20 protein-coding genes are annotated in these 23,620 nt (G+C 71.2%); 8 read left to right on the top strand and 12 right to left on the bottom strand.

The window, feature by feature from the left end; translation table 11 throughout:
• Positions 1–579 precede the first annotated feature (579 nt).
• The 3 genes from thiD to thiE are packed head-to-tail and all read right to left on the bottom strand — an operon-like array spanning position 580 to position 2,759.
• The gene (gene thiD / locus VZQ01_RS32985; protein WP_141325147.1) at positions 580–1,320 is read right to left on the bottom strand and encodes a bifunctional hydroxymethylpyrimidine kinase/phosphomethylpyrimidine kinase; all 741 of its coding nucleotides are present in this window, start codon (positions 1,318–1,320) and stop codon (positions 580–582) included.
• A complete protein-coding gene (locus VZQ01_RS32980; RefSeq protein ID WP_223745552.1) occupies positions 1,317–2,081 on the bottom strand; it encodes a gamma-glutamyl-gamma-aminobutyrate hydrolase family protein in 765 nt (254 codons plus the stop codon). The genes thiD and VZQ01_RS32980 overlap by 4 nt, the downstream gene beginning before the upstream one ends.
• A gap of 21 nt (positions 2,082–2,102) precedes the next feature.
• Positions 2,103–2,759 carry a thiamine phosphate synthase gene (thiE, locus tag VZQ01_RS32975; protein WP_248545935.1) on the bottom strand — a complete coding sequence of 219 codons (657 nt, stop codon included), beginning with the start codon at positions 2,757–2,759 and terminating at the stop codon, positions 2,103–2,105.
• A gap of 93 nt (positions 2,760–2,852) precedes the next feature.
• On the opposite strand from thiE, the gene VZQ01_RS32970 reads away from it, so the two are divergent.
• From VZQ01_RS32970 to VZQ01_RS32960, 3 genes are read left to right on the top strand one after another with little or no spacing between them, the layout of a single operon-like run.
• Complete coding sequence (locus tag VZQ01_RS32970) at positions 2,853–3,164, top strand: RNA polymerase subunit sigma (RefSeq protein WP_223745551.1); 312 nt, start codon at positions 2,853–2,855, stop codon at positions 3,162–3,164.
• Positions 3,161–3,475, top strand: coding sequence for a DUF1844 domain-containing protein (locus tag VZQ01_RS32965; RefSeq protein ID WP_223745550.1), 315 nt, complete (start codon positions 3,161–3,163; stop codon positions 3,473–3,475). The genes VZQ01_RS32970 and VZQ01_RS32965 overlap by 4 nt, the downstream gene beginning before the upstream one ends.
• Positions 3,472–4,122 carry a hypothetical protein gene (locus VZQ01_RS32960; protein WP_223745549.1) on the top strand — a complete coding sequence of 217 codons (651 nt, stop codon included), beginning with the start codon at positions 3,472–3,474 and terminating at the stop codon, positions 4,120–4,122. Before VZQ01_RS32965 ends, VZQ01_RS32960 begins: the two co-directional genes overlap by 4 nt.
• Positions 4,123–4,132: 10 nt before the next feature.
• Here the strand turns inward: VZQ01_RS32960 and VZQ01_RS32955 are convergent, their stop codons facing one another.
• A complete protein-coding gene (locus VZQ01_RS32955; protein WP_141325143.1) occupies positions 4,133–4,654 on the bottom strand; it encodes a hypothetical protein in 522 nt (173 codons plus the stop codon).
• Between the two features lie 238 nt (positions 4,655–4,892).
• Here VZQ01_RS32955 and clpB point away from each other — a divergent pair, with 238 nt between their 5' ends.
• A complete protein-coding gene (gene clpB, locus VZQ01_RS32950) occupies positions 4,893–7,517 on the top strand; it encodes an ATP-dependent chaperone ClpB (protein WP_426745630.1) in 2,625 nt (874 codons plus the stop codon).
• 75 nt (positions 7,518–7,592) lie between these two features.
• On the opposite strand, the gene VZQ01_RS32945 is transcribed toward clpB, so the two are convergent.
• Together VZQ01_RS32945 and VZQ01_RS32940 are read right to left on the bottom strand one after the other, a co-directional pair.
• Positions 7,593–9,005, bottom strand: a complete 1,413-nt coding sequence (locus VZQ01_RS32945; RefSeq protein ID WP_426745629.1) for an eCIS core domain-containing protein — start codon at positions 9,003–9,005, stop codon at positions 7,593–7,595.
• Positions 9,006–9,147: 142 nt separating this feature from the next.
• Positions 9,148–9,738: a BAR domain-containing protein gene (locus tag VZQ01_RS32940; protein ID WP_426745628.1), complete on the bottom strand. Its 591-nt coding sequence runs from the start codon at positions 9,736–9,738 to the stop codon at positions 9,148–9,150.
• 160 nt (positions 9,739–9,898) lie between these two features.
• Between VZQ01_RS32940 and VZQ01_RS32935 the strand changes: the two genes are divergently transcribed.
• The 4 genes from VZQ01_RS32935 to VZQ01_RS32920 all read left to right on the top strand — a co-directional run bounded on the left by VZQ01_RS32935 (position 9,899) and on the right by VZQ01_RS32920 (position 13,774).
• A complete protein-coding gene (locus tag VZQ01_RS32935; RefSeq protein ID WP_223784015.1) occupies positions 9,899–10,582 on the top strand; it encodes a spermidine synthase in 684 nt (227 codons plus the stop codon).
• A gap of 84 nt (positions 10,583–10,666) precedes the next feature.
• Positions 10,667–11,209: a TetR/AcrR family transcriptional regulator gene (locus VZQ01_RS32930; protein ID WP_408889737.1), complete on the top strand. Its 543-nt coding sequence runs from the start codon at positions 10,667–10,669 to the stop codon at positions 11,207–11,209.
• Between the two features lie 83 nt (positions 11,210–11,292).
• Positions 11,293–12,381: an SDR family oxidoreductase gene (locus VZQ01_RS32925; RefSeq protein WP_223784013.1), complete on the top strand. Its 1,089-nt coding sequence runs from the start codon at positions 11,293–11,295 to the stop codon at positions 12,379–12,381.
• Between the two features lie 85 nt (positions 12,382–12,466).
• Positions 12,467–13,774 (top strand): amidohydrolase, encoded by a 1,308-nt coding sequence (locus tag VZQ01_RS32920; protein ID WP_426745627.1) that lies wholly within the window; start codon positions 12,467–12,469, stop codon positions 13,772–13,774.
• 106 nt (positions 13,775–13,880) lie between these two features.
• On the opposite strand, the gene VZQ01_RS32915 is transcribed toward VZQ01_RS32920, so the two are convergent.
• The 6 genes from VZQ01_RS32915 to VZQ01_RS32890 all read right to left on the bottom strand — a co-directional run bounded on the left by VZQ01_RS32915 (position 13,881) and on the right by VZQ01_RS32890 (position 23,557).
• Entirely contained in the window at positions 13,881–14,603 is a 723-nt protein-coding gene (locus VZQ01_RS32915) for a hypothetical protein (RefSeq protein ID WP_223745542.1), read from the bottom strand.
• A 53-nt stretch (positions 14,604–14,656) separates the two neighbouring features.
• A complete protein-coding gene (locus VZQ01_RS32910; protein ID WP_426745626.1) occupies positions 14,657–16,426 on the bottom strand; it encodes a hypothetical protein in 1,770 nt (589 codons plus the stop codon).
• A gap of 48 nt (positions 16,427–16,474) precedes the next feature.
• The gene (locus VZQ01_RS32905) at positions 16,475–18,400 is read right to left on the bottom strand and encodes a HEAT repeat domain-containing protein (protein WP_426745625.1); all 1,926 of its coding nucleotides are present in this window, start codon (positions 18,398–18,400) and stop codon (positions 16,475–16,477) included.
• 111 nt (positions 18,401–18,511) lie between these two features.
• On the bottom strand, positions 18,512–20,650 hold the full coding sequence (locus tag VZQ01_RS32900; protein ID WP_426745624.1) for a hypothetical protein: 2,139 nt from the start codon (positions 20,648–20,650) through the stop codon (positions 18,512–18,514).
• Between the two features lie 252 nt (positions 20,651–20,902).
• Positions 20,903–21,454 carry an ECF-type sigma factor gene (locus tag VZQ01_RS32895; RefSeq protein ID WP_426745623.1) on the bottom strand — a complete coding sequence of 184 codons (552 nt, stop codon included), beginning with the start codon at positions 21,452–21,454 and terminating at the stop codon, positions 20,903–20,905.
• A 351-nt stretch (positions 21,455–21,805) separates the two neighbouring features.
• Complete coding sequence (locus VZQ01_RS32890; protein WP_223745537.1) at positions 21,806–23,557, bottom strand: sensor histidine kinase; 1,752 nt, start codon at positions 23,555–23,557, stop codon at positions 21,806–21,808.
• Positions 23,558–23,620: the final 63 nt, after the last annotated feature.

Genomic DNA, 23,620 nt, shown 5'->3' with positions numbered 1-23,620 from the left:
TCACCTCGACGCTGCCGCACGTGCCTCGACGCCGGCAGGGCGCTGCCGCAGCCAGCGCGGCCCCGAGGAGTGGGCCTGCTCGCGGTCCGGCTTCACCTCGACGCTGCCGCACGCGCCTCGATGCCGGCAGTGCGCTGCCGCAGCCAGCGCGGCCCCGAGGAGTGGGCCTGCTCGCGGTCCGGCTTCACCGCGACGCTACCGCACGCGCCTCGACGCCGGCAGTGCGCTGCCGCAGCCAGCGCGGCCCCGAAGAGCGAACCTACGCGCAGTCTGGCTTCACCTCGACGCCGCCGCACGCGCCTCGACGACGGCAGGGCGCTGCCGCAGCCAGCGCGGCCCCAAGGCGTGCGCCTGCTCGCGGTCCGGCTTCACCTCGACGCCGCCGCACGCGCCTCGACGTCGGCAGTGCGCTGCCGCAGCCAGCGCGGCCCCGAGGAATGCACTTGCTCGCGGCCCGACTTCACCTCGACGCTGCCAGTGCTCTGCCGCAACCAGCGATACCTGTGGAGCCCTACTCGCGGCCCGACCTCACCTCGACACCGCCAGTGCTCTGCCGCAGCCAGCGCGACCCGTGGAGCCCTACTCGCGGCCTGTCTTCAGGTAGCGGATCACCAGCTTGCGCGCGGTGCGCGTGGCCGCCTCGAGCGACTGGCCGCGCCCCAGCTCCGTGGCCAGCGCCGACGCCAGCCGGCACCCCGTCCCGCGCTTCTCCGGGGAGCGCGCGAGCCGCTGACCCTTCACCTCGAGCACGCCATCAGGCGTGGCCAGCACGTCCGCCAGCGCCCCCGTGTCGGGCAGATGCCCGCCCTTCACCAGCACTCCGCCGAAACCATGCGAGAGCAGCTCCGTCGCCGCCGCGCGCGCACCCGCCACGTCCTCTGGCACGGGCCGCCCCAGAAGCCACCCCGCCTCATCGAGGTTCGGCGTGAGCACCACCCGCGGCCCCGCGAGCGCCAGGTAGCGCCGCGCGGACAGGCGCGACAGTCGCTGCCCCCGTGACGTGAAGACCACCGGGTCCACCACCCACCACGCCTTCGCGCTCTTCAGTGCGCGGCTCGCGGCCTCCAGCTGCGGCAGCCCCGGCACCATCCCCCACTTCACCGCGTGCACCTCCCCCAGCTCGCGCGCGGCGGTGAGCTGCGCGGTCACCACGCGCGGAGGAGACGCCGTCCAGGAGAACGTCCGCCGACCCTGCGCCGTCTGCGCCAGCGGCACCGCGACGGGCTGCCCACCCAGCGCGCGCACCGCGGCCACGTCCGCCAGCAGCCCCGCCCGCCCCGTCGGCTCCAGCCCCGCGAGCAGCACCACCCTCGGGCTCATCGCCGATGCTCACGCGCCTTCTGCACGAAGGTCTTGTACAGCCCCACGTGCACGGGAATCGTCGTGGACATGTACTCGGGGTGCCACTGCACGCCCACGGCGAACGCGTGGGTGGTGGACTCGATGGCCTCCACCACGCCGTCCGGCGCCATCGCGCAGATGCTCACGTCCTTGCCCGCCGTGCGCACCGCCTGATGGTGCGTGGAGTTCACCATCAGCTGGCCATGGCCCACGGCCTCCGCCAACAGCGAGCCGCTGCGCACGTCCACCGGGTGCTGAGGCTGGGTGCGGTCGTGCTTCTGCTCATGCTCGCGCGCGCCCTGCACCTCGCGGCCGATGTCCTGGAACAACGTGCCGCCCAGCACCACGTTGAGCAGCTGCATGCCGCCGCAGATGCCCAGCACGGGCATGTTCCGCTTGAGCGCCCCACGCATCAGCGCGGCCTCGAACGCGGTGCGCCCCTCCTTGAGCGCGCCCAGTCCCTCGCGCGCCGTCTCGCCGTACGCCTCGGGCGGGATGTCGAACGCGCCGCCGGTGACGAGCAGCCCCGACACCCGGTCCAGATACGCCTCCACGCACGTGGGGTCGTCCGCGTACGGCAACACGAAGGGAAGCCCTCCGGCGCGCAGCACCGCCTCCGCGTAGGGCACCTTCAGCTCGTACCTCGCGAAGGGCTGGTCCTCGGGCTGGCTCCAGTCCGGGGTGATGCCGATGTTGGGCCGCCGGGGCGGCTGACCATGGTGTCGCGGATGATTGTTCATGGGGGAGTCCGTCGGACGAACCTACCCCCCCACACGGCCTCGTTCAAACGCGCCCGCGAGCAGCCGCACCCGCTCGGCGATGTCCTGGGCGAGCAGCGCGTCCGACACCACCGCCGCGCCATGCGCGCCCGTCGCCGCCACGCTCGCCACGTTGGCGAGCCCCACGCCGCCAATCCCCACCACCGGCAACGCGCTGCCCTTCACCACGCGCGAAAGCCCCTCCAACCCCAGCACCGGCGCCGGCACCGCCTTCGTCGTCGTGCCGAAGACCGGCCCCACGCCCACGTAGTCCGCGCCCGCCTCCAGCGCCTCCCGCGCGCCGCGCTCATCTCGCACCGTGACGCCCACCAGCCGGCCGGGCCCCAACAGCGCCCGCGCATCCCGGGCGGGCAGGTCCTCGTCCCCCACGTGCACCCCGTGCGCGTCCGACAACAGCGCCAGGTCCACCCGGTCATTGAGCAGGCACACCGCGCCCGCGCTCCGGCACAGCGCCACCACCGTCCGCGCCACCTCCAGCGCCTCGCGGACGGGCGTGCGCTTCATCCGCAGCTGCACCACCCGCGCGCCGCCCGCCAGCAGGCGCTCCGCCTTGGCCACCAGCGGAATGCCCGGCAACACGGTGTCGTCGCACAACAGATAGAGGCCGGGGGGAAGCAGCGGACGGGGCGGGACGTTCATCGGCACTGGGAAGACGGGACGGCGGCGTTGACAGGCGGCCCCTCTGCTATAAGGTGGCGCGCTGTTTTCCAAGCAATTCTGAGGATTTGAAACATGGCGGACACGGTGGACCCCAAGCACCTCGATAAGCGCACCGCGGAGCGGTACCTGCGCTCGGGCCAGTTGGACGAGAAGGCGCACAAGCGCTACCTCGAGAGCCTGCCTGATGTGGCGGACAAGTCCGTCCCGGTGGAGACCTTCATGCTCGACGACGTGGAGGACGACTACGACGACGAGGACGAGACGGACGACGTGGACGAGTCCGATGAGGCCGACGAGGCGGACGACGAGGCCCCCGTCACCAACAACGACGAGGCCGACCTGGCCGCCGTCGCCTCCTCCGAAGACGAGCCGAACAATCCATGAGCCCCGCGGACGAGAAGCGCGGCGAGACCTTCGTCATGCGGGGGGAAGCGCGCTCCGCGTCCGAGGAGCCCATCGGCTTCACCACGTTCATCATGGGGCTGGGCACCGCGGTGCTCATCTACCTGGGTGATGCGCCGAACCCCGAAACGGGCCAGACGACGAAGGACCTGCCGCTGGCCCGGCAGAACCTGGACCTGTTGTCGATGCTGCGGCTGAAGACGCGGGGCAACCTGACGGCCGAAGAGGAGAAGCTCTTCGACGGGTTGCTCGCCGACTTGCGACTGCGCTTCGTGGAGGCAAGCAAGCGGTGACGGTGTCTGCTCCCCGCTCGGGCTCGCTGCCCGGGCACATCCGCTTCGCGGCGCTGGTGGCCTGCATCCTCGCCGCGTTGACGGGCTGGGCATCCCTGAACGAGGCCACGGAGCTGGCGCACTTCTACGAGGTGCGCTCCCAGCACCTGGAGAAGGGCCCGCCGCTCCTCCTCGGCAATGACCCGGCCGTGCTCCAGCACCTGCTGGAGACGCAGTACCAGGCGCTCGAGCCCATGCGTGAGCCGCGTGCCGCGCTGATGGGCGTGCTCGCCGTGGCGTGTGCCTTCGTCTTCGTGTCCGCCCTGCGCATGCTCCGCCCCGGCGACCTGCCCCGGGGCGCCATGGGCCGGATGCTCGGCCGCGCCGCCGTCACGGTGGCGGTGCTGCGCACCATCGACGGCGCCCAGTGGGCCGTGGTGGCCCGACGCGTGGGCGTCACCCTGGCCCAGACGCTCGCCCAGCGCCCCGAGTATCAGGACCCCTCCGCCGCCGAGGCCGTCACCACCGTGGCGCCCTGGCTCGCCCTGGGCATGACGGTGGCGGGCACCACGCTCATCGCGGGGACCTTCGCCGTGATTGGCCAGTTCTTCCGCAGCGAGTCCGTGCGCCAGGCGCTCGTCACCCAGGACGGCGCCGTCGACGGCTAGCCGTGCTTCCTCAGTGGGCGTGGGGCGCCACGGAGCCCGGCAGCAGGGACTCCAGCACCGCCTCCACGTCCGCGGTGGAGTCCTCCAGCCCCAGCACCTGCCCCGTCACGGGCAGCTTCAGGAGCGCCTGCCGCGACAGCCCGAAGACGTGCGCCAGGTGCCCCATGGGCCAGCGTGACTGCATGTGCAGGAAGGCGGCCTCGTCCAAATCCTCCGGACGGCCCTCCGGCAGGTCCACGTTGTCGTAGACCACCCGCTCGCCGCCCACGCGCCGACCGTTGCCGTAGGCGATGACCTCCTCGCCCTCGTCCGGGTCGTACACGTACGCGTGCACGGTGGTGTTGGCCGCGCGGGACAGCAGCCGGGGCAGCGCATGGTGCGCCGCGTACCAGTGGGCGCCGGGCCGGCCCTGGGTGAAGGGCGCCACGTAGGCCAGCCGGACCACCTTGCGGCGACGGTTGACCGACACCTGCAGCCCGGTGGCGCCCGACGCGCCGTCCAGCTGCAGCGCCTCGCGGGCCTGCCGGAGCAACTCCAGCCCGCCGAAGCTTTCGAGTCGAATGAGATAGCCGCCGTGCGCTTCCAGGTTCAGCCCCCCGCGGGTGCGCGCCGCCTATAACCGAGCCACGTCCCTCGTGGCAACCCAGGCACCTCGAAAAGCCAGCCGCTACCAGGAGTCCAAAGTATTCCGCTTCCGGCGCAGCCCCGGGCACGACTCGTGACGCACCGCACCAACTTGCCAAGGCCTCCGCGACTCTTACGTTGAGTGTATGCGACTCGATAAGTTCACGGTGAAGGCCCAGGAAGCCATCCAAGAGGGCCAGACGCTGGCCCGCCGCGCCGACAATCCCCAGTACGAGCCGGAGCACCTGGCCGCCGCGCTGTTGGGTCAGAAGGACGGCCTCGTCGACCCGCTGCTTCGCAAGATTGGCGCGGACGTGAAGCTGTTCGCGTCCCGTCTGGGCGAGGCGCTCGGCAAGCTGCCGCGGATGCAGGGCGGTGAGAGCGCGATGCTCGGCCAGCGCCTGCTGAAGACCTTCGACAAGGCCGACGACGAGGCCAAGGCGCTCAAGGACGAGTTCATCTCCTCCGAGCACCTGCTGCTGGCGCTCACGCAGGACAAGGGCACCGTCGGCGAAATCATGAAGGCCTCGGGCGTCACGCGCGAGCGCGTGCTGTCGAGCCTCAAGGAGGTCCGGGGCTCCGGCCGCGTGACGAGCCAGGACGCGGAGTCCACGTATCAGGCGCTGGAGAAGTACGGGCGCGACCTGACGGAGGCCGCGCGCGCGGGCAAGTTGGATCCGGTCATCGGCCGCGACGAGGAGATCCGCCGCTGTGTCCAGGTGCTCAGCCGGCGCAGCAAGAACAACCCGGTGCTCATCGGCGAGCCGGGCGTGGGCAAGACGGCCATCGCGGAGGGCCTGGCGCGGCGCATCGTCGACGGCGACGTGCCGGAGGGCCTGAAGAACAAGCAGCTCATCACGCTGGACCTGGGCGCCATGGTGGCGGGCGCCAAGTACCGCGGTGAGTTCGAGGAGCGGCTCAAGGCGGTGCTCAAGGAGGTCTCCGACTCCGCGGGCCAGGTCATCCTCTTCATCGACGAAATCCACACGATTGTCGGCGCGGGCAAGGCCGAGGGCGCGATGGACGCGGGCAACATGCTCAAGCCGGCGCTGTCGCGCGGCGAGCTGCACTGCATCGGCGCGACGACGCTGGACGAGTACCGCAAGCACATCGAGAAGGACGCCGCGCTGGAGCGCCGCTTCCAGCCCGTGTACGTGGGCGAGCCCAGCGTGCACGACACCATCAGCATCCTGCGGGGCCTCAAGGAGCGCTACGAGGTGCACCACGGCGTGCGCATCCAGGACAGCGCGCTGGTGGCCGCCGCCACGCTCAGCCACCGCTACATCGCGGACCGCTTCCTGCCGGACAAGGCCATCGACCTGGTCGACGAGGCCGGCAGCCGCCTGCGCATCGAAATCGACTCCATGCCCACCGAGCTGGACGACATGCGCCGGAAGATGACGCAGCTCCAGATCGAGAAGGAGGGCCTGCGCAAGGAGACGGACCTGCACTCGCAGGAGCGTCTGGCCACCATCGAGCGGGAGCTGGCCAACCTGCGCGAGCGCTTCGACGGGCTCAAGGCGCACTGGGACGCGGAGAAGGGCGCCATCGCCGGCATCCGGACGCTGAAGGAGAAGCTGGAGAAGGTGAAGAACGACCAGCTCGCGGCCGAGCGCCAGGGTGATTTGAACCGCGCCGCGGAGCTGAAGTTCGGCGTGCTGCCGTCCCTGGAGAAGGAGCTCCAGACGCAGAACACCAAGCTCATGGAGCTGCAGAAGAACCACAAGTTCCTCAAGGAGGAGGTGGACTCGGAGGACATCGCGTCCGTGGTGGCCAAGTGGACGGGCATCCCCGTCTCCCGGCTGATGGAGGGCGAGGTCCAGAAGCTGGTCCACATGGAGGAGCGGCTGGCGAACCGGGTGATTGGCCAGAGGAGCCCGATCGAGGCCGTGTCCAACGCCGTGCGCCGGGCGCGCAGCGGGTTGCAGGACCCCAACCGGCCCATCGGCTCGTTCATCTTCCTGGGCCCCACGGGCGTGGGCAAGACGGAGACGGCCAAGGCGCTGGCGGAGTTCCTCTTCGACGATGACTCGGCCATGGTCCGCATCGACATGTCCGAGTACATGGAGAAGCACGCGGTGGCGCGGCTCGTCGGCGCGCCCCCGGGCTACGTCGGTTACGAGGAGGGCGGACAGCTCACGGAGGCGGTGCGCCGCCGGCCGTACACCGTGGTGCTCTTCGACGAGATCGAGAAGGCGCACCCGGATGTCTTCAACATCCTGCTCCAGATTCTCGACGAGGGCCGGCTGACGGACAGCCAGGGGCGCACCGTGGACTTCAAGAACGCGGTGCTCATCATGACGTCCAACCTGGGCTCCGCGGACATCCAGGCGGGCATGGCGGGCAAGGACGAGCTGGACGAGAAGACGCGCGACGAGGTGCTGGACGCGCTGCGCGCGCACTTCCGTCCGGAGTTCCTCAACCGCGTGGACGAAATCGTCATCTTCGAGCCGCTGCGCAAGAAGGACATCTACCGCATCGTCGACCTGCAGCTGGCGAAGCTGGGCAAGCTGCTGGCGGACAAGCGCCTCACGCTGGAGCTGACGGACGCGGCCCGGGAGCTGCTCGCGGAGCGCGGGTACGACCCGACGTACGGCGCCCGTCCGCTCAAGCGCGCCGTGCAGAAGAACCTGCTGGACCCGCTCGCCATCAAGGTCCTCAACTGCGACTTCGCGCCGGGCGACACCATCCAGGCCGACGCGGGCCCCAACGGGCTCACCTTCGCCAAGGTGCTGGTGGACGCGTCGAAGAACGTGAAGCGCACGGCGTAGACACGGCCGCGGAAGCACTCGGAGCCCCCTGCCCCGTCCTTCGTGGATGGGCGGGGGGCTTCTTCATGGATGGGCTCAATCGGAGTCGGAGGTCTCCGTCATCTCGGAGTCCTCCGACTCCTCGGCCTCGGACTCGTCCCCGACGCCCCAGTGGGCCTCCATGGCGGCCACCATCGCGTCGACGTTCGCGTAGAGCCTTCCGAAGGCCACCGGATAGGCCAACCGGACGGAGCGGGCGTGCTGCTCGAAGAGCATGGCGCGCAGCTCGTCCAGGTTCTCGTTCGTCTGGTCGGGGTCGAGCCCCAGGGCGGCGTACTCGCCCTCGTCGTTCTCTCCGTCCTCGTTCGTATGCAGGTTCTGGACGGTGTCGAAGTCGAAGAGGCTGAACAGCGCGTCCCGGAGTTCGTCGTTGGTGACGCCACCACCATCGGCCGCGTTACCCGCTCGGGCGACGGCGGCGTCGTTCGCGACATTGCCCGCGCCGCCTCCGAAGTTGGCTTGAGACAGGGGGAGCTTGCTGCGGACGACCAGCCACTGCTGGACATACGCCTGGAGCGAGAATCCCTGGGCCATCGTCCCTGGAGCCGCGTTGTTGGCGGCATCGCGATGGGCGGCCAGCAGGTCGATCTCCTCCCGGAGGGCTTCCTGCCTGTCGTCCGTGAGGCTGTCGACCAGGTCCCAGCCCGGTAGCTGGTGCAGGTGGTTGTCCAGGGTGTTCATGTTGTTGATGGCGGTGGCAGGCGTCCGGCCGAGCAGGGCGCGGTCGAGGGTGTCGAGGTACGTCTGCCACGGCGTGGTGTGGTGGCGCTCCGTGGGCCACAACGAGCCGGCGCGCCCGCCCACGTTCACCTGGTTGATGCGCCCCGCGGCACTCGCGCCAAGCTGCACCGCGACCCGCTGGATGGGGAGGCTCGCCCCTGATGAGCCGGTGCTCGGAGCCGCCTTGAGCTGCGCGGTCGCGACGTCATGCGTGGACTCCGCCGGGAGCCTCGCGGCCCGCGCGGACATGGCGTCGGCCTCGTGCTCCAGGCCAGAGTCATCGTTGAGCGCGGCGCCCTGCAACTCGGCCGTGGGCCGCACGCGTCCCTGCTTCTGCTGCACGACGTGCCACGCCTCGTGGGCCAGGTGCTTCTCCTGGCCCGGCGCCACGTGGATGTCCGAGCCCTGCGTGTAGGCCAGGGCCTGGAGCTGCGCGGGCGCGGAGGAGTTGTAGTGCACGCGCACGTCGTCCAGCGACATGCCGGACAGGGACTCGACGCCGGACTTCAGCGAGTCCGGAAGGCCCGTGTCGTTGCGCGGCGAGGCACGGCGCTGGAGCGTCTGCGCCTGCTTCGCCTGCGCCACCACCCTCGGGGAGGAGTCCAGCGCCTGCTGGAGCGCGCCCAGCGCCTTCGTGCGCGACGAGCCCCCCTCCATGGCGCCACCTCCCGCCGAGGACGCGGAGGTGGACTCGCGCGAGGACTGTGACGGCTCGACGAACACGCCCATTCGATGCCTCCGGGGGAGACTCGGAATGTACCGTGCCCGTCTCCAGTGCCGACAGGATGCGCCGGGTGTCGCGCCATGAGGGCCGCGTCACGCCGGCGCACGTCCTCCACCCGCATGGGACGTCCTGGGTTCCCTCGCGAGCTCAGGACGGGGACGGCGGGGTCTGCGACACATCGGGACTGTCCGCGCGAATCTTGCGCGAGTTCTCGACGAGCTCGCGCCAGGACGCCTCGTACTCCCCCCGCAGCCTCGCCCACTCGCCGCCCCGGGCCTTCATCAATCGCCGCAGCGCCTCACCCGTGCTGGACAACGACGAGCGCAGGAAGCGCAGCTCCTCCTTCGTGAGCAGCGAGTCCTCCGCGCGGGAGCGGGAGATGTCCGCCTCGTACCCGTCGAACTGGGCCCCCAACTGCCGCAGCTCCGCCTCGCGCTTGCGCTCGTAGGCCGCGCGGCGCTGGCCCGCCTGCTCCTCCGCGTCATCGAGCGACTTGCGGGTGTCGTCGCAGGCGCGCAGCAGTTCCTGCTTGCCCCGCTCGAAGTCCTCGGTGCCGCGCTGGCGCAGCTCCTCCAGCTTGCGGTGGAACGCCTCGCGGCGCTGCTTCACGCCCCTCAGCTCCTTTACCTCGTCCTGTGCCTGACGGATGTCGGCCTGTGCCTCGACCTCCGCGATTCGCGCGTCGATGCGCTGCTTCTCGGCGTCCATCTTCTGCAGGTAAGCCTCGCGCTCGTTCATGGCCTGGATGCCTCCTCCGGTGGGACGCCGCGACCTGGCGCCCTCGCGGGGATATGGATGAGGACGGGACAGGGCATTGCACACAGGCAGAGGCACGAGGGCCGGGCGTGCCGCGCGGAGTGCTTGACCCCGGGCCCGCTCCGGGCGATGAGCCGGGCGCATGAAGCCCTGGGAGACACTCGAGAGCGCCAATGTCCCGGACGTGGGGGAGCTCACCCTGGTCCGCCGAGGGGACGAGCTCGTCCTGCGCGTGCGCGGACAGACGCTGATGTCCAGCCGCATGCACGGCTCCGAGGAGGCGCTCGCGAAGGCCGGCTGCGAGGAGCTGGCGAGCCGAGGCACCGGACGGGTGCTCGTCGGTGGACTCGGCTTCGGCTACACCGTGCGCGCCGTGCTGGACGCCGTGGGCCCGGGGGTCCAGGTCACCGTGGCGGAGCTGCTCTCCACCGTCGTCGCCTGGAACCGCGGGCCCCACCTGTCGCCCCTCGCCCGCGCGCCGCTGGAGGACCAGCGCGTCTCCGTGGTCGAGGCCGACGTCAGCCGCGTCATGGCCCGCAACCCGCAGACGTTCGACACCATCCTGCTCGACGTGGACAACGGGCCCACCGCGCTCACCCACCCCGACAACCAGGGCCTCTACGGCTTGCCTGGTCTGTCCAACGCGGCGCGCGCCCTGCGCTCCGGGGGCACGCTCGGCGTCTGGAGCGCGGGCCCCGCCCCTGGCTTCGAGCGGCGCCTGGAGAAGTGCGGCTTCACCGTGGAGGTCCTCCACCCCCACGCCCACGGCACCAAGGGCCCCCGCCACGTGCTCTTCATCGCCCGCCTGGGCAAGGGCCGCCGCTGAGCCCCGGCGTCGAAGGGCTCGACAGAATATGACGACCGGTATATTCATCCGGTCGTGAGCAAGGGAGAGGACACTCGTCGGCGGATGCTTGCCGCCGCGGCGGAGATGCTGGAGCGCTCGGGGTACGCCGGCGCGGGCATCAACGAGCTGCTCGAGGCCGGCAAGGCGCCTCGGGGCTCGCTCTACTTCCACTTCCCGGGAGGCAAGGAGCAGCTCGCCATCGAAGCCCTCCAGGCCTCGTCCGCGGAGGTGACGCGGCTGCTCGGTGAGCACCTCGCCTCATCCAAGGGCCTCGTCACCGGGCTGCGTCGCGCGCTCGCGCAGCTGGCGGACCGCGCGGAGGCCTCCGGCTTCGAGAAGGGCTGCCCCGTGTCCGCCGTGGTGCTGTCCTCCGGCGCCACGCCGGAGCCGGTGCGCGCCGCCGCCGCCCAGGCGCTCCAGTCCTGGCAGCAGCTGCTCACCGAGCGGCTCCGGACCGAGGGACTCACGGCCGCCGAGTCGCGCCGTCGCGCCGCCCTGGTGCTCTCCTCCATCGAGGGCGCGCTGCTGCTCATGCGCGCCCACCGCAGCCGGGCTCCCATCGAGGAGCTCTCCAAGGAACTGGAGCGCCTGCTCTCACTCGACTGAGCGCGGCCCACGCCGTGCGCGGATGGGCCGCGTCGGCGCGACTCCAGAATATGTAGACTGGTCTATATACAGAGGTCGTCATCATGAAGGATTCGTCACCGGACTCGCTCGTCATCGGCGCCACGGGATTGCTGGGGCGCTGGCTCGTGCCGGAGCTGACGAGGCGCGGGCGACACGTCGCCGTGCTCGCTCGCAACGCCCAGGGACGCAGCCAGCCCTACCGGGACTGGGTGGCGGCGCTCGGAGGCGCACCCGAGCGGCTCGTGTTCCTCGAAGGAGACCTGGACGCGCCGGGCCTGGGGCTCACGCCAGCGGACACCCAAGCCCTCCAGGGCGTGCGGGACGTGTTCCAGCTGGGCGCGCGCTTCGCCTGGCACCTGTCGCCCGAGGAGGCCCAGCGCACCAACGTGGAGGGGACCCGCGCCGTGGTGGAGCTGGCCTCGAAGCTGCCCGCGCTGCGCCGGCTCGTGCTCGTGGGGGGCTATCGCATCGGACCGCGGCTCGACGCCTCGGGGCGAATCGTCCCCGCCCCCCCGCTGAGCTTCGAGGACTCCGGCGCCTATGAGGCCTCCAAGGCGCTGTCCCACCAGGTGGCGGTGGAGACCGCCGGGAGCTTGGGCGTCCCCATCACCACCGTGCACCCGTCCTCCGTCATCGGAGACAGTCGCACCGGGGCGACGGTGCAGAGCCTGGGGCTCGGCGACACCGTGGCCCACGTCCACGCCGGGAAGATGCCCGTCCTCCTGGGCTCGAAGGACACCTTCGTCCCCGTGGTCGCGGTGGACACGGTGGCGCGCTTCATGGCGGGCGTGGTGGAGGTTCCGGAGGCCGCGGGGCAGGAGTACACGCTGATGGACCCGGGCTCGCCCACGTTCCACGAGCTGATTCGCTGGACCGCGCGACGCTCGGGCCGACGCGCGCCTCGCCTGTCACTGCCCGTGTCGTGGGTGCGCTGGCTGCCCGAGCGGCTGCTGGGCGCGGCCACCGAGTCACTCGACTTCCTCGACACCGCCCGCTACCCCGTGGAGCCCGCACTCGCGATGGCCCGGCGGATGGGCGTGGAGCTGCCGCCGGTGGAGACGGTGCTGGAGCGCTGGTTCGACTTCCTGCGCGGCACGGGCTTCGCGCCGGACGTGGAGCGGGCGCGACTCGCGTCGGTGCGTCCGGGATGACCCGGCGACCAAGGGGCGTGGACGCCGGGGCCTCGCGCGATGTGCTGTAGTAGCCCGGCCCTCGAAACGGACCGGAGACCTCCTGGTGAACCGCCCTTCCCTGCTGGCCGTGCTCGTCGTCCTGCTGACCGCGTCCGCCGCACGTGCGCAGCCGTCCCCCGTGCTGGGGGGACTCGACGGCCTCTATCCGGACCTGGACGCGCTGTACCGCGACCTGCACCAGCACCCCGAGCTGTCCTTCCAGGAGGAGAAGACCGCCGCGAAGCTGGCCGAGCGCCTGCGCAAGCTGGGCTTCGACGTCACCACGGGCGTCGGCGGCACGGGCGTGGTGGCGCTCTTGCGCAACGGCCCCGGGCCCACCGTCATGCTGCGCACGGACCTGGACGCGCTGCCCATGGAGGAGAAGACGGGCCTGCCCTACGCCAGCAAGGTGCAGGTGAAGGGCGGCGACGGGCAGACGGTGCCGGTGATGCACGCCTGCGGACATGACGTGCACATGACGGTGTGGATGGGCACGGCGACGCTGCTTTCGCGCAAGAAGGACCAGTGGAAGGGCACGCTGATGATGGTGGGCCAGCCCGCGGAGGAGATTGGGGCCGGCGCGCGGAAGATGCTCGCCGATGGGCTCTTCAAGCGCTTCCCCAAGCCCGACTTCGCGGTGGCGCTGCACAACACCACGGCGGCGCCCGCGGGCCGCGTGGAGTACGTGTCCGGTTACGCCATGGCCCACGTGGACTCGGTGGACATCACCCTCTTCGGCAAGGGCGGACACGGCGCGTACCCGCACACGACGGTGGACCCCATCCTGATGGCCGCGCGCACGGTGCTCGCGCTCCAGACGCTGGTCAGCCGGGAGAAGCACCCGCTGGAGCCCGCGGTGGTGACGGTGGGCTCCATCCACGGCGGCACCAAGCACAACATCATCCCGGACGACGTGCGCCTGCAGCTCACCGTGCGCTCCTACAAGCCCGAGGTCCGCAAGGCGCTCCTGGAGGGCATCGAGCGCATCGCCAAGGCGGAGGCCCTGGCCTCCGGCGCCACGCGGCCGCCCAAGGTCGACGTCACCGAGGGCACGCCCGCCACCTACAACGACCCGGCCCTCACCCGCCGCCTCACCGAGGCCGTGGTGCGCGTGCTCGGCGAGAAGAACGTCGGAGAGGCCCAGCCCGTCATGGGCGGCGAGGACTTCTCCGAGTACGGCCGCGCCGGAGTCCCCGCCGCGCTCCTGTGGCTGGGCGCGGTGGAGCCGCAGCGCTTCCTCCAGGCCCGCTCGGGCGGCGAGCCGCTCCCGTCCCTGCACTCCTCCGGCTTCATCCCGGACCGCGAGCGCACGCTGCGCACGGGTGTCACCGCGCTGACGACGTCCGCGCTGGAGCTGCTGGGCAAGCCCTGAGCCCTTGAAACCACGGCCACGACGAGGGCCTTCGATGACCCTCGCCGCGGCCCGTGGGAGCGAGGTCGCCCCCCAAGGCGGCCTCGCTCCAGTTCTCCTTCGCACGCTACCGGCAGGCCCCCAGCCGGACGGAGAGGCAGCCGTCGTTCCCGCAGCGTGTGAAGCGCGCGCAGCGCTGGGCCTCGAACTCGCCGAAGGCCCGGACGGTGGTGGTGCGCCGGCCCTCCGCCGCCGTCTCCACGCAGACCTCGATGTCCTGGATGGGGAGGTTGGGCGTGTCGGTGAGCACCTCCATCATCGGGTCGAACAGCGCGCTGGCGGTGGCACACTCCATCGCCTTCTGCGCCGACGTCGCGCGCACCTCCACGACGCGCACCGCGCAGAACTGCTTGCTCTGGATGCCCAGGGAGAACACCGTCCCGCCCGCGTCACACGCGGTGGCGGCAATCGACTGGCACGTCCCGCCCACGCAGTTGCTGCTGGCGTTGCAGACCTGGCTGCCCGACGAGTTGCAGCACGCCTCGCCGACGTCGCCGCAGTTGCGGCAGGTCTCCCCGCCCGACTCCATCACGCACATCAGCGAGCCGCCGCAGTACGTGGCGGAGGCGGCGACACAGCAATCCTGCCCCTCGCCGCCGCACGGCACGCACGTGCCGCTGTTGCAGGCCAGGCCCGTGTCACAGCTCGCGGAGTCCGTCCGGCACGCGCAGCCGTTGGTTCCATACTGACTGGGGTCGCATCCGGAGTTGCCGCCCTGGCAGCTTCCGCAGCCCGCCATGACGACCATGCACAGCATCAGGAGCCCCCTCAGGGGCGAGTTCAAGTTCACGATGGGGTTCCTCGTTGCTTGGAAGGACATGGGGTGCACCGGCTCCGCGCCGCTCACGGACTGAGCACCAGGTGCACGGACTTGCCGTCGCCATTCACGGCGCGGACCAACACCTCGAGGTTGTCGGAGATGGACAACGCCTCCACGATGCGCAGGCCCGCCTTCTCCAGCTCCTCGGGCGCGAGCTCGGAGAGCGGGTAGCTCTTCTCCCCGTCCGGCGGGGTGATGAACGCGCGCTGGGACTTGTCCTCCGCCGTGGCCGTCCCCACCACCCAGTTGCTGGTGTTGAGCCCCCCCGCCCTCGCGGACAGCGCGCCCTCGGGCAGGGGCAGCAGCTCGCCGCCCTTCTCGCGGGTCCACCGGAAGGGCTGGCTGTGCTTGCCGGAGACGCGCGCGGTGCCCAGCACCGTGCCCACGTCGTTGAGCGCGGCGATGTCCGCCTCCAGCTCCAGGAGGATGTGACGCTCCTTGCCGGCGATGAGCGCCGCGCGAGGGCCACTCTGCGTCTGCACCACGGCCGCCGACTCACCCAGCGCGTTGAAGAACAGGCGCCCCGAGCCGAGCCCCGTCAGCGCCTCGCGCTTCGCGGGGCCGACCTCGTCGACGACGTAGACGACGTCCTTGTCATCGGGCCAGCGCACCAGCGGCGTGCCGTGCGCGTTGCCCACCAGGGCCTCGTAACCGTCGACCCACAGCTGCGCGCCCGCCTTCACCTCGTTCGCCTTCATCCGGAACGCGGACAGGCCCTTGTACGAGTACGCGGTGCCGAACAGGTCTCCGCTCGCGCTGACGGCCTTCACGTCGACGCGGTCCACGCCGAGCGCCTCGCGCAGCGACTGCACGGTGGACCTGCTCGTGATGAGGCTGTCCGATTCGTCGTTCGCCAGACGGCCGATGACCGCGCCCTCGTTGGTGATGAGGCGGGCAATCGCCACCTCCGGGAGCTGACGCCACCGGTTGAAGTCGAACACCTGGGTGACGCACCGGTTGAGGGCGACCCGCTGCGACTGGAGCATGCCGCCCGAGGAGCCCTGGATGACGGTGGGCCCGCCCCAATGTGGGGGCAGCCGGATGGCGAAGCGCGCGGTGCGCTGGGCCTCGGGCACGCGCACGTTGAGGACCCCGACGCTCGCGTCCACACTGAAGAGCTCCACCAGCGTTCCGCCCGCGGGCGCGGGGCTGCTCAGGACGACCTCACCCGACAGCTCCGTGGCACTCGAGGAGGGGCAGCGGTTGGTGGACGTCAGCACCCGGAGCGCCGCCAGGCGCGGACGCGGCACGCCCGCGTAGGCGACGAACTGACGCACCTGCACCGGCTCCGTCCAGTAGAACTTGAAGACGATGTCCGTGTAGCCGTCCACCCAGACCTGGCTGCCCCCCGTCAGCACCAGCTCGACGTTGTGCGGACACGAAGCGCTCTCGCAGTAGGGGTCATCCGCGCCGCGCACCTGGCGGGCGAAGGCCTTGAGCGTGCCGCGCACGCGCGTGACGCTGTTGGCGTCGCCCAGGTAGTACGGCGAGGGCAGCGTGTCGTCGAAGGTCCAGGTGATGACGTTGCCGCTGCGCGAGCCCCACAGGTTCAGCACCAGGTCGGAGTTCACGCCGAAGGTGCGCGCCGGGACGTGCAGGTTCAGGGTGCCCGCCGACTTGGGCAGCAGCCAGTAGCCCGTGGCGTAGTCGTTGCCGCGCACGTGGATGCGCGCGGCGTTGAGGCGGACATTCGTGCCGCGCCACACGTCGTCCACGATGTCCGCGTGGGCGACTGGCGCCAGGATGAGGCCGAGCAGGACCACCAGGCCCAGCCCGTTGAGGATGCGTGTCATGAGGTTCTCGGAGGTGTTGTGGGAGTGAAGTGAAGGCCGCGTCGGGACTCAGCCCCCCAGCTCGGCGGAGGACTGGGCCATCAGCGACATGATGCGGGCGCGCGTGGAGGAGTGCTGGCCCGGGCGCAGCGCGAGCGCCTGGAGCATCTGGAGGACCGGCGCGCCGCCGCCCTCGATGCGGTGGGTGATGAGGTTGAGCAGCGTGGCCTCCACCCCGGAGACCATCCCCCCCGAGACGACCCAGGCGCGCAGCCGCTCCAGGTCCGCCCCGTCCAGCCTGCGTGCGTCCAGCGCGTCCAGCAGCGCCGCCTGCACCAACCGCTCCGGCTCCTGGACCAGCGAGTCGAGCAGCATGCGTGTGGCCACCTCCTGCGGCACGCCGCGCAGGGACTCGGCCGCCGCGGCGCGCACCTCGGTGGAGTCGTCGCGCAGGTAGGGCTGCGCCGCATCCAACACGGCCTCCTGCCGCGTGTTGCCCAGCGCGCGCAGCGCGTGCATGCGGTCCTGCGGGTCCTTCGCGTCGCGCAGCGAGTCCTGGAGCGGGCGCAGGTAGGTCGCCACGTTGGGGTCCCCGGAGGGGAGCTTCGACACCACGCCGCCCAGCGCGTACTCGGACGCGCGCCGGGTGGCCACGTCGTTGCCCGCGCGGGCCTGCTCCCGCAGCGTGATCAGCATCCGGGCCGTCTCCGGCTCGGGCGCCTCGAGGAAGCCCGCGCGCTGCAGCATCAGCCCGTAGGACGTCTCGTGCTCGCGCGCCACGGGGGCCTGGAGCAGCTCGCGCATCAGCGCCTGGGCCTCTCCATGCCCCGTGCCCGCGAGCACGTCCATGGTGAGCTCACGCAGTCCCGGATTCACGCCCGGACGCAGGAAGGACGCCGCGAGCTCCCGCGTCCTGCCGGGCTCCAGCTTGAGCGCGGCGATGGCCCGGCGCACGAAGCGGTCCAGCTCCGGGATGGACTCCGGGCGCGTGGCGGCGGCGAGCACGCGGAGGACCTCGTCCACCGTCATGCCGTCCGCCTGGCTGCGCAGGAGCGCCGTCTCCTTGTCTCCCTCGAAGACGATCTGCTCGGGCTTGCGGATGAGGGACTTGTCCTCGTTCGTCGCCAGCAGCGGCGCCATGCTCCGCGCGGAGAACGTCACGCGAAGGCGCATCCGGCGCGACATCAGCGGGGCGCCATCCGTCCGCGTCGCGTCCAGCGACTCGTCGTGGGACACCCCGGCCATCCGGCCATCCGGCGCGCGCTCGAAGCGGGTGAGCGAGCGCAGCTCCTGCTGGAACGGCCGGTCCTTCCCCGCGGCGTTCAGCGTCACGTAGCGCGTGCGCCGCCGCGTCAGGGCGGAGTCCCCGTCGAACTGGAAGCGGGCCTGGACCTCGCCCGTCTGGTTGGACTCGACGACGTCCCACTCGGCCGCGTCGCGCAGGGTGGTGGGGAACAGCTCCGCGGCGAGCGTCTGCGCCAGCTGGCGGAACATGGCGGGCTCCGACTCCGAGAAGCGCACCGCCAGGAGCGCGCCCTTCGCGTCCAGCTCCACCCAGGCCGACGCGGACTCGGGCAGCTGCGCCGCCACGGAGGCCGCGTCGGGAAAGAGCTGCTGCCCCGAGAGCACCGCGTCGTGCCGCTCCAGGGACTTCAGGGACAGCCGCACCCTCGTGCCGTCCGGGCGGACCTCGAGCGCGCGCAGGGCGAGCGAGCCCTCCAGGTGCAGCGTGCCCTCCACCGCGCCGGACGACGTCGCGCCCCCCGGGACGGGCATCGGGAGCTCCACGCGCTGCAGGTCATCCCAGGCGAACCGATAGATGCGCTCCTCCCCCGGCGTCCACTGGAACAGGGGCAGGCGGGAGTCGCTCACGACGACCGGGGCGGCCTCGCCCGCGACGACGGTGGGGCGCGTGAAGTACCAGGCGGACACTGAGCCGGTGAGCAGCAGGGTGGACAGCACGGCCGTACGGACGGCGAGCCTCGGGCGACGCATGAAGGACCTCGAAAGGAAGGGACTGGGGCGGGACGCCATGGCGATGGAAGGCCATGGCGCCCCAGGAGGACCGCCCCGACACGTGAGCGCCGGAGCGGCCCTGCCGTGTGACTAGAAGATGCGCGCCAGCGGCACCGTCTTGGTCTCGGTGTAGATGTTGTGCTTCAAGCCGAAGCCGCTCCACGAGAACACGGGGAACTCGGCCTTCAGGTCGAACAGCTGCGCGAAGAGCGAGATGCGCCCGTCGAGGAAGCGCGTCTCGATGTCCAGCTTCGAGGTGAGGCGCAGGAACAGCGTGTTCGGGTCCGTCGGGTGCGAGGGCGAGCTCAGGTAGATGCCGATGTCCGTCTCCAGCGGGAGGTTGGCGCGGGTGAGCACCACCAGGCCACGCACCGCGACCTGGAACTTGGGCAGGCCGATGCCCACCGACGCGAAGCCGTTGACGGTGAGGTACGGCGTGAGGATGCCGAACAGGTCCACGCCCAGCAGGTCCGCCGCGCAGTCACGGGTGATGGCGCCGCCGATGTCGAACTTGACGCCCGTCTCCGCGGACACGCCCGCCGTCAGCGTGACGGGGATGTACCAGACCATGAAGGTGTAGGACGTCTGGGCCTCGTCGAACGCGTACACGGGCTTGGTCTGCGCGAAGGTGACGCGCAGCGGGTAGGTCTGGTCGTGGGTGTAGACGGACTGCCCCAGGAAGCGGGCCCCCACGGTGAGCCGGATGCCGTTGCCCTCGGTGCCCGCGGAGCCGTCGATGTGGATGACCTCCATGCGGGTGGGGCTGAAGAGGTTCGCGTACGCGTTGAACTCGCCGTAGATGCGCGCGTTGTACTCGCACCACGGGCCCGTCAGGCCGAAGCCCTTCGCCTGCATCCGCGCGCTCGACGCGCCCGGCGCCGTGACTTCCCAGCCGGCGTTGTAGTCGTAGCCGGCGCCCATGAAGTTGTCGCCCGCGTAGCCGCTGTCACCGGCCTCGCCGCCATGGCGCACCAGGCCCGTGGACGGGTTGGTGGGCGCCGCCTGCGCCTGGATGTACTGGCCGTAGGCGAGCACGTACTGGGCCAGCATCGTCGTGTTGAGGGTGTAGTCCTTCTCCTTCAGGGTGGAGATCTTGAGCAGGTGCGCGTTGCGCACGAAGCTCGTCTCGCTGAAGTCGTTGCCCGTCAGGAACAAGCACGCCTGCAGGTCCGCGGCGCGGCGCGGCCCCATGGCGGCGTCCAGCTCCAGCTTGTAGCGGCGCGGGCTCCAGTCGCAGGACGTCACGTACTTCGAGTCGAGGCAGCCCTGCCCCTCGGCCTGGACCAGGCGCTCCTCGATGACCTTGTCGAGCGCGTAGAGCCGCTCGGCGGTGGTGGCGTTCAGCTCCTTCGTGTCGCGGTCCTTCTTCAGGAAGAGCGCGTACGCCTTCTGCCAGTCGGCGTAGATGCCCGCGCGCTGGGCGAGCAGCGCGATGAAGCCCTCCTGCTCCTCCTGGCGCACGGTGAGCTCGTCATCCGGGATGTGCGCGAGCTGCTCGGCCATCGCCTGGTGCCACGAGTCCGAGGCCACCGCCCACTGCCGGGCCTCCGGGTTGTTGGCGAGCCGCGCGGCGTCGGTGGTGAACTCGTAGGGCTTGGTGCCCTTCGGGTAGGGGCCGGGCGTGAAGGCGAAGTACGCGTTCTTCGCCACCCGCGTCTCGCCCCAGATGGACGCCAGCTTCTTGCCGTCGCGGCTGTACAGCGTGCGGTGGGCGATGCCGTCGCCCCCGTAGGCCGACTGGAACAGCGCGCGGTAGTCGTCGCCGTGCACGCCCGAGCGCCGCTCGAAGCGGCTGTAGTCGTAGTACTTCTCGTCCACGTACTCCTGGCAGGACGTCACCTGCGTCCCGTTCTTGTCCCAGGCCTGCAGCTGCCCCAGGTACGCAAGCTCCGCCTTCGTCAGCTTCTCCAGCTTCTTGCGGTAGAGAATCTGCCCCTTGAGCACCTGGCCCGACAGGCCCTGGTCCATGCCGCTCACGCGCGTGGTGCCCAGCGACACGGGCTGGGTGGCCACCGTCGCCGTCCCGCTGCCGAACTCCTCCGGCAACAGCACCGTGCGCTTGGGCGCGTTGTCCCAGCGCGCCCTCCACTCCGTCTCGATGATCTGCTGGCAATATCCGTCGTGGGCCTCGCCGCACTTGCTCGAGCGGTAGTCGACGTCCACGCACTGCTGCAGCGACGGCGTCGGGCAGTCCTCCGCGAGGCTCACGGGCGCCGACAACAGCGTCATCGACACTCCGGCCCAACGCAGCGGGCTCCCCAACAGACCCACTTTCTTCCCCTGGTTCATATGAAGCTTCGTCCTTGGTGAGGGCCGGCTTCGGGCACGGCCCGCCGGACCCCAGAGCACGTGCTGTGCCGCGGCGCGTGTCACTCGGGGGCGCGTGACGACGCGACCACCCCGCGAGGACCCGGGGACAACACGGCGAACCAGGACGTTGCCTGCGAGGCAACACGCACCAGGACGACGACGTGGGGAGCGTCAGTGCCCCACGCCTTCGCACAACCAGCCACGCGCGAAGGCCCAGTCCCGGCGCACGGTGGCGGGCGCCACGCCCAGCACCGCGGCGGTCTCCTGGATGCCCAGGCCCGCGAAGTAACGAAGCTCCACGAGGCGGGCCAGCCGGGGCTTGAACGACTCCAGCTCCACCAGCACCCGCTCCAACCCCAGCACGTCGATGTCGACGCCCACGGGGGACTCCGTCACCTCGTCGTGCAGGTACAACGGCTCACGCAGCGCGTCCCGACGGTGGGCGTTGCGCACCCGCACCGCCTCCACCAACGCCCGACGCATCGCCTGGGCCCCCACCCCCAGCACATGGCGACGTCGCTCCATGTCCGCGTACTCCCCCGCCCACCGCCCGCAGATGTCGCGCAGCAGCAGCATGGGACGCAGCGTGGCCCGCGAGGCCTCTCCGCTCATGGCCGCGTGCGTCATCTCGCGGAGCTCCTGGTACGCCACCCCCTGAAGGGCATCCCGGGCCTCTCCTCCTTCGTTGCGAGCGCCTTCCAGCAGCGATGTCTTCCCCGACATGCCCATGGTGTCCTCCTGGGTCTCACATCCCATCGAGTCGCTTCGCCACGCCTGCCTAGCCTGTCGAACGAAATCCCCCGCAAATCTTGAGAACAAAGAATTGTTTTCGTGAATACCGACAATTCCCTGCCCGCCGGGATGGCCAAGCTGCTCTCATGGTCGTCCTGGCGCAACGCAGGATCACCAACTTCGCTGGCTATTCGCTCTTATCCACATTTCCAAAGACGACTGGCGCACGTGCCAGCGAGAAAGCGTTCGGGGCCCCGCGCATGGGGGGTGGGCACGCCTCGGCTTCCCACGACGCCCTGGAGGGTGGGCGGCCCCGAGGTCCTGGGTCGACCTGGAGGCGGGCTACGCGGTGGGTAGCCAGAGCACGAAGCGGGCGCCGCCCTCGGGGGCCAGGGTGTAGCGCAGCTCCCCGCGCATGCTCCGGGCCAGCTGGCGGCACAGGGCGAGCCCCAGGCCCACGCCGGGCGCGGACCGGGCCGCGGCCTGAACGGACTTGGAGAAGGGCTCGAAGAGCCTGCGGGCCGTGGCGGGGTCCACGCCCGGGCCGTGGTCCCTCACCACCAGCCCCACCCGGCGGCCCCGCCGCTCCAGCTCCAGGTGCAGGCGTGGGTCGGTGGCGCCGGCGGCGTACTTGGACGCGTTGTCGACGAGGTTGAAGAGGACCTGCTCCACCGCCGACGGGTCCGTCAGCACGGTGACGTCCGGGGGCACGTCCACGCTCAGCACCAGCCCGGACTGGAGCGCGCGCTCGGCGAGCCGGGGCTCCAGCCGCGACACGAGCGCGTCCACCGCCACCGGCTCCAACCGGGCCGGCGCGCGCCCACGCTCGATGCGGGCATAGGCGAGCACGTTCTCCACCAGGTGGCTGAGCCGCTCCGCCTCGCGGTGGAGGATGTCGAAGTACTCCTGTCGCCGCGCGGCGTCCGGGACCATGCCCGCCGACAGCATCTCCGTGTACATGCGGAACGTCGTCAGCGGCGTGCGCAGCTCGTGCGTCACCGCCGACACGAAGGCGCCCCGGCGCTCGCTCAGCGCCATCACGCCCACCAGCAGCGCCACCACCGCCACGCCCGCGAGCGCCACGCCGCTCCAGGCCACCATGAGCACGAGCGGCAGGGACGAGAGGGCGCCCGAGGAGCCCTCCTCGCCCGAAGTGGAGCCCGGTACCAGCCGCACCGGCAGGGCCGCCAGGAGCCTCCCCTCCCCTGTCGCCGTGACGTCGCCCCGTGCGGGCTCCAGGGTCGCGCCCGGGAGCAGGTCCTCCACGCGGCCCTGGAGCCAGCGGCTCAACCCGGGCCAGTCCAGCCAGCAGCCCTGGAGGACCTCCTGGCCATCGACCCGGACGAGCCGGCCCAGCAGGAGCGCGTCGCCCACCCAGAGCGCCCGCATCTCCGCGCGGGGGGAGGCGCGGGCCGCCGATGGCTCCTGGGCCTGGTAGGTCACGACATTCTGACTGGCGGCCTGACGCGCGCTGCGCGAGCGGGCGTCGTACTCGCTGGCGTTCTTGAGCTCCTGGAACGAGGACGACAGCTTGCTCTGGACGCGTGACAACGGGCTGCCGGTCGAGGCGGGTGCATCCCGCGCCGCGAGCGCCTCGCGCAGCCGGAGGCCGCCGAGCTGACGCGACACGTGCTCCAGGCGCGCCCTCAGGACCTCCTCCCCCACGCGGGGCGGGGCCACTCCGAGCGAGGCGCGCAGCGACGCCTCGATGACCTGCGGAGAGGTGACGTTCCCGGCGGTGTCCACCTGGAAGTGGAGCAGGACATGTTCCGGCGGACCCGCGAGCAAAGGAGACGCCATCCACGCCTGCCCCTCGGGGAGCGGGGCGTTGCGCGCGTCCAGCACACCGGGCACGGGGGCAACGGCCGCGTACGCCTCCGCGGGCACCGCGCTCTCCCGGGCCACCAGCGGCAACAGCTCCGAGTCCAGCCGCCACAGCGCCAGGCGCACGTTCTCCTCGCGCGCCGCGCTCAGGCGGGCCTGACGGTCCGCGCGGTCCAGGCGAAGGGCGAAGACGGACAGCCACACCACGCCGGCCAGGGCCAGCGCCAGACAGGCGCTCACCGCGAGCCAGACGCGCCAGGAGCGAATCATCGGGCGCCGCCCGGCTGGGAGAACAGGGAGCCCTTGCCGCATGCCGCACGGGCGCTCACCGCG

Source organism: Myxococcus faecalis (genome assembly GCF_050039385.1).
Classification (GTDB): Bacteria; Myxococcota; Myxococcia; order Myxococcales; family Myxococcaceae; genus Myxococcus; species Myxococcus fulvus.
This window is presented reverse-complemented; position numbering and strand designations above follow the sequence as displayed.

What these genes read in the sequence shown, in the direction of transcription:
- VZQ01_RS32910 (WP_426745626.1), bottom strand. Translation starts at nt 16,426, where the DNA reads ATGACACGCATCCTCAACGGGCTGGGCCTGGTGGTCCTGCTCGGCCTC.
- VZQ01_RS32930 (WP_408889737.1), top strand. Translation starts at nt 10,667, where the DNA reads ATGCTTGCCGCCGCGGCGGAGATGCTGGAGCGCTCGGGGTACGCCGGC.
- clpB (WP_426745630.1), top strand. Translation starts at nt 4,893, where the DNA reads ATGCGACTCGATAAGTTCACGGTGAAGGCCCAGGAAGCCATCCAAGAG.
- VZQ01_RS32940 (WP_426745628.1), bottom strand. Translation starts at nt 9,738, where the DNA reads ATGAACGAGCGCGAGGCTTACCTGCAGAAGATGGACGCCGAGAAGCAG.
- VZQ01_RS32890 (WP_223745537.1), bottom strand. Translation starts at nt 23,557, where the DNA reads ATGATTCGCTCCTGGCGCGTCTGGCTCGCGGTGAGCGCCTGTCTGGCG.
- VZQ01_RS32970 (WP_223745551.1), top strand. Translation starts at nt 2,853, where the DNA reads ATGGCGGACACGGTGGACCCCAAGCACCTCGATAAGCGCACCGCGGAG.
- VZQ01_RS32905 (WP_426745625.1), bottom strand. Translation starts at nt 18,400, where the DNA reads ATGCGTCGCCCGAGGCTCGCCGTCCGTACGGCCGTGCTGTCCACCCTG.
- VZQ01_RS32945 (WP_426745629.1), bottom strand. Translation starts at nt 9,005, where the DNA reads ATGGGCGTGTTCGTCGAGCCGTCACAGTCCTCGCGCGAGTCCACCTCC.
- VZQ01_RS32900 (WP_426745624.1), bottom strand. Translation starts at nt 20,650, where the DNA reads ATGACGCTGTTGTCGGCGCCCGTGAGCCTCGCGGAGGACTGCCCGACG.
- VZQ01_RS32935 (WP_223784015.1), top strand. Translation starts at nt 9,899, where the DNA reads ATGAAGCCCTGGGAGACACTCGAGAGCGCCAATGTCCCGGACGTGGGG.
- VZQ01_RS32895 (WP_426745623.1), bottom strand. Translation starts at nt 21,454, where the DNA reads ATGTCGGGGAAGACATCGCTGCTGGAAGGCGCTCGCAACGAAGGAGGA.
- VZQ01_RS32965 (WP_223745550.1), top strand. Translation starts at nt 3,161, where the DNA reads ATGAGCCCCGCGGACGAGAAGCGCGGCGAGACCTTCGTCATGCGGGGG.
- VZQ01_RS32925 (WP_223784013.1), top strand. Translation starts at nt 11,293, where the DNA reads ATGAAGGATTCGTCACCGGACTCGCTCGTCATCGGCGCCACGGGATTG.
- thiE (WP_248545935.1), bottom strand. Translation starts at nt 2,759, where the DNA reads ATGAACGTCCCGCCCCGTCCGCTGCTTCCCCCCGGCCTCTATCTGTTG.
- thiD (WP_141325147.1), bottom strand. Translation starts at nt 1,320, where the DNA reads ATGAGCCCGAGGGTGGTGCTGCTCGCGGGGCTGGAGCCGACGGGGCGG.
- VZQ01_RS32980 (WP_223745552.1), bottom strand. Translation starts at nt 2,081, where the DNA reads ATGAACAATCATCCGCGACACCATGGTCAGCCGCCCCGGCGGCCCAAC.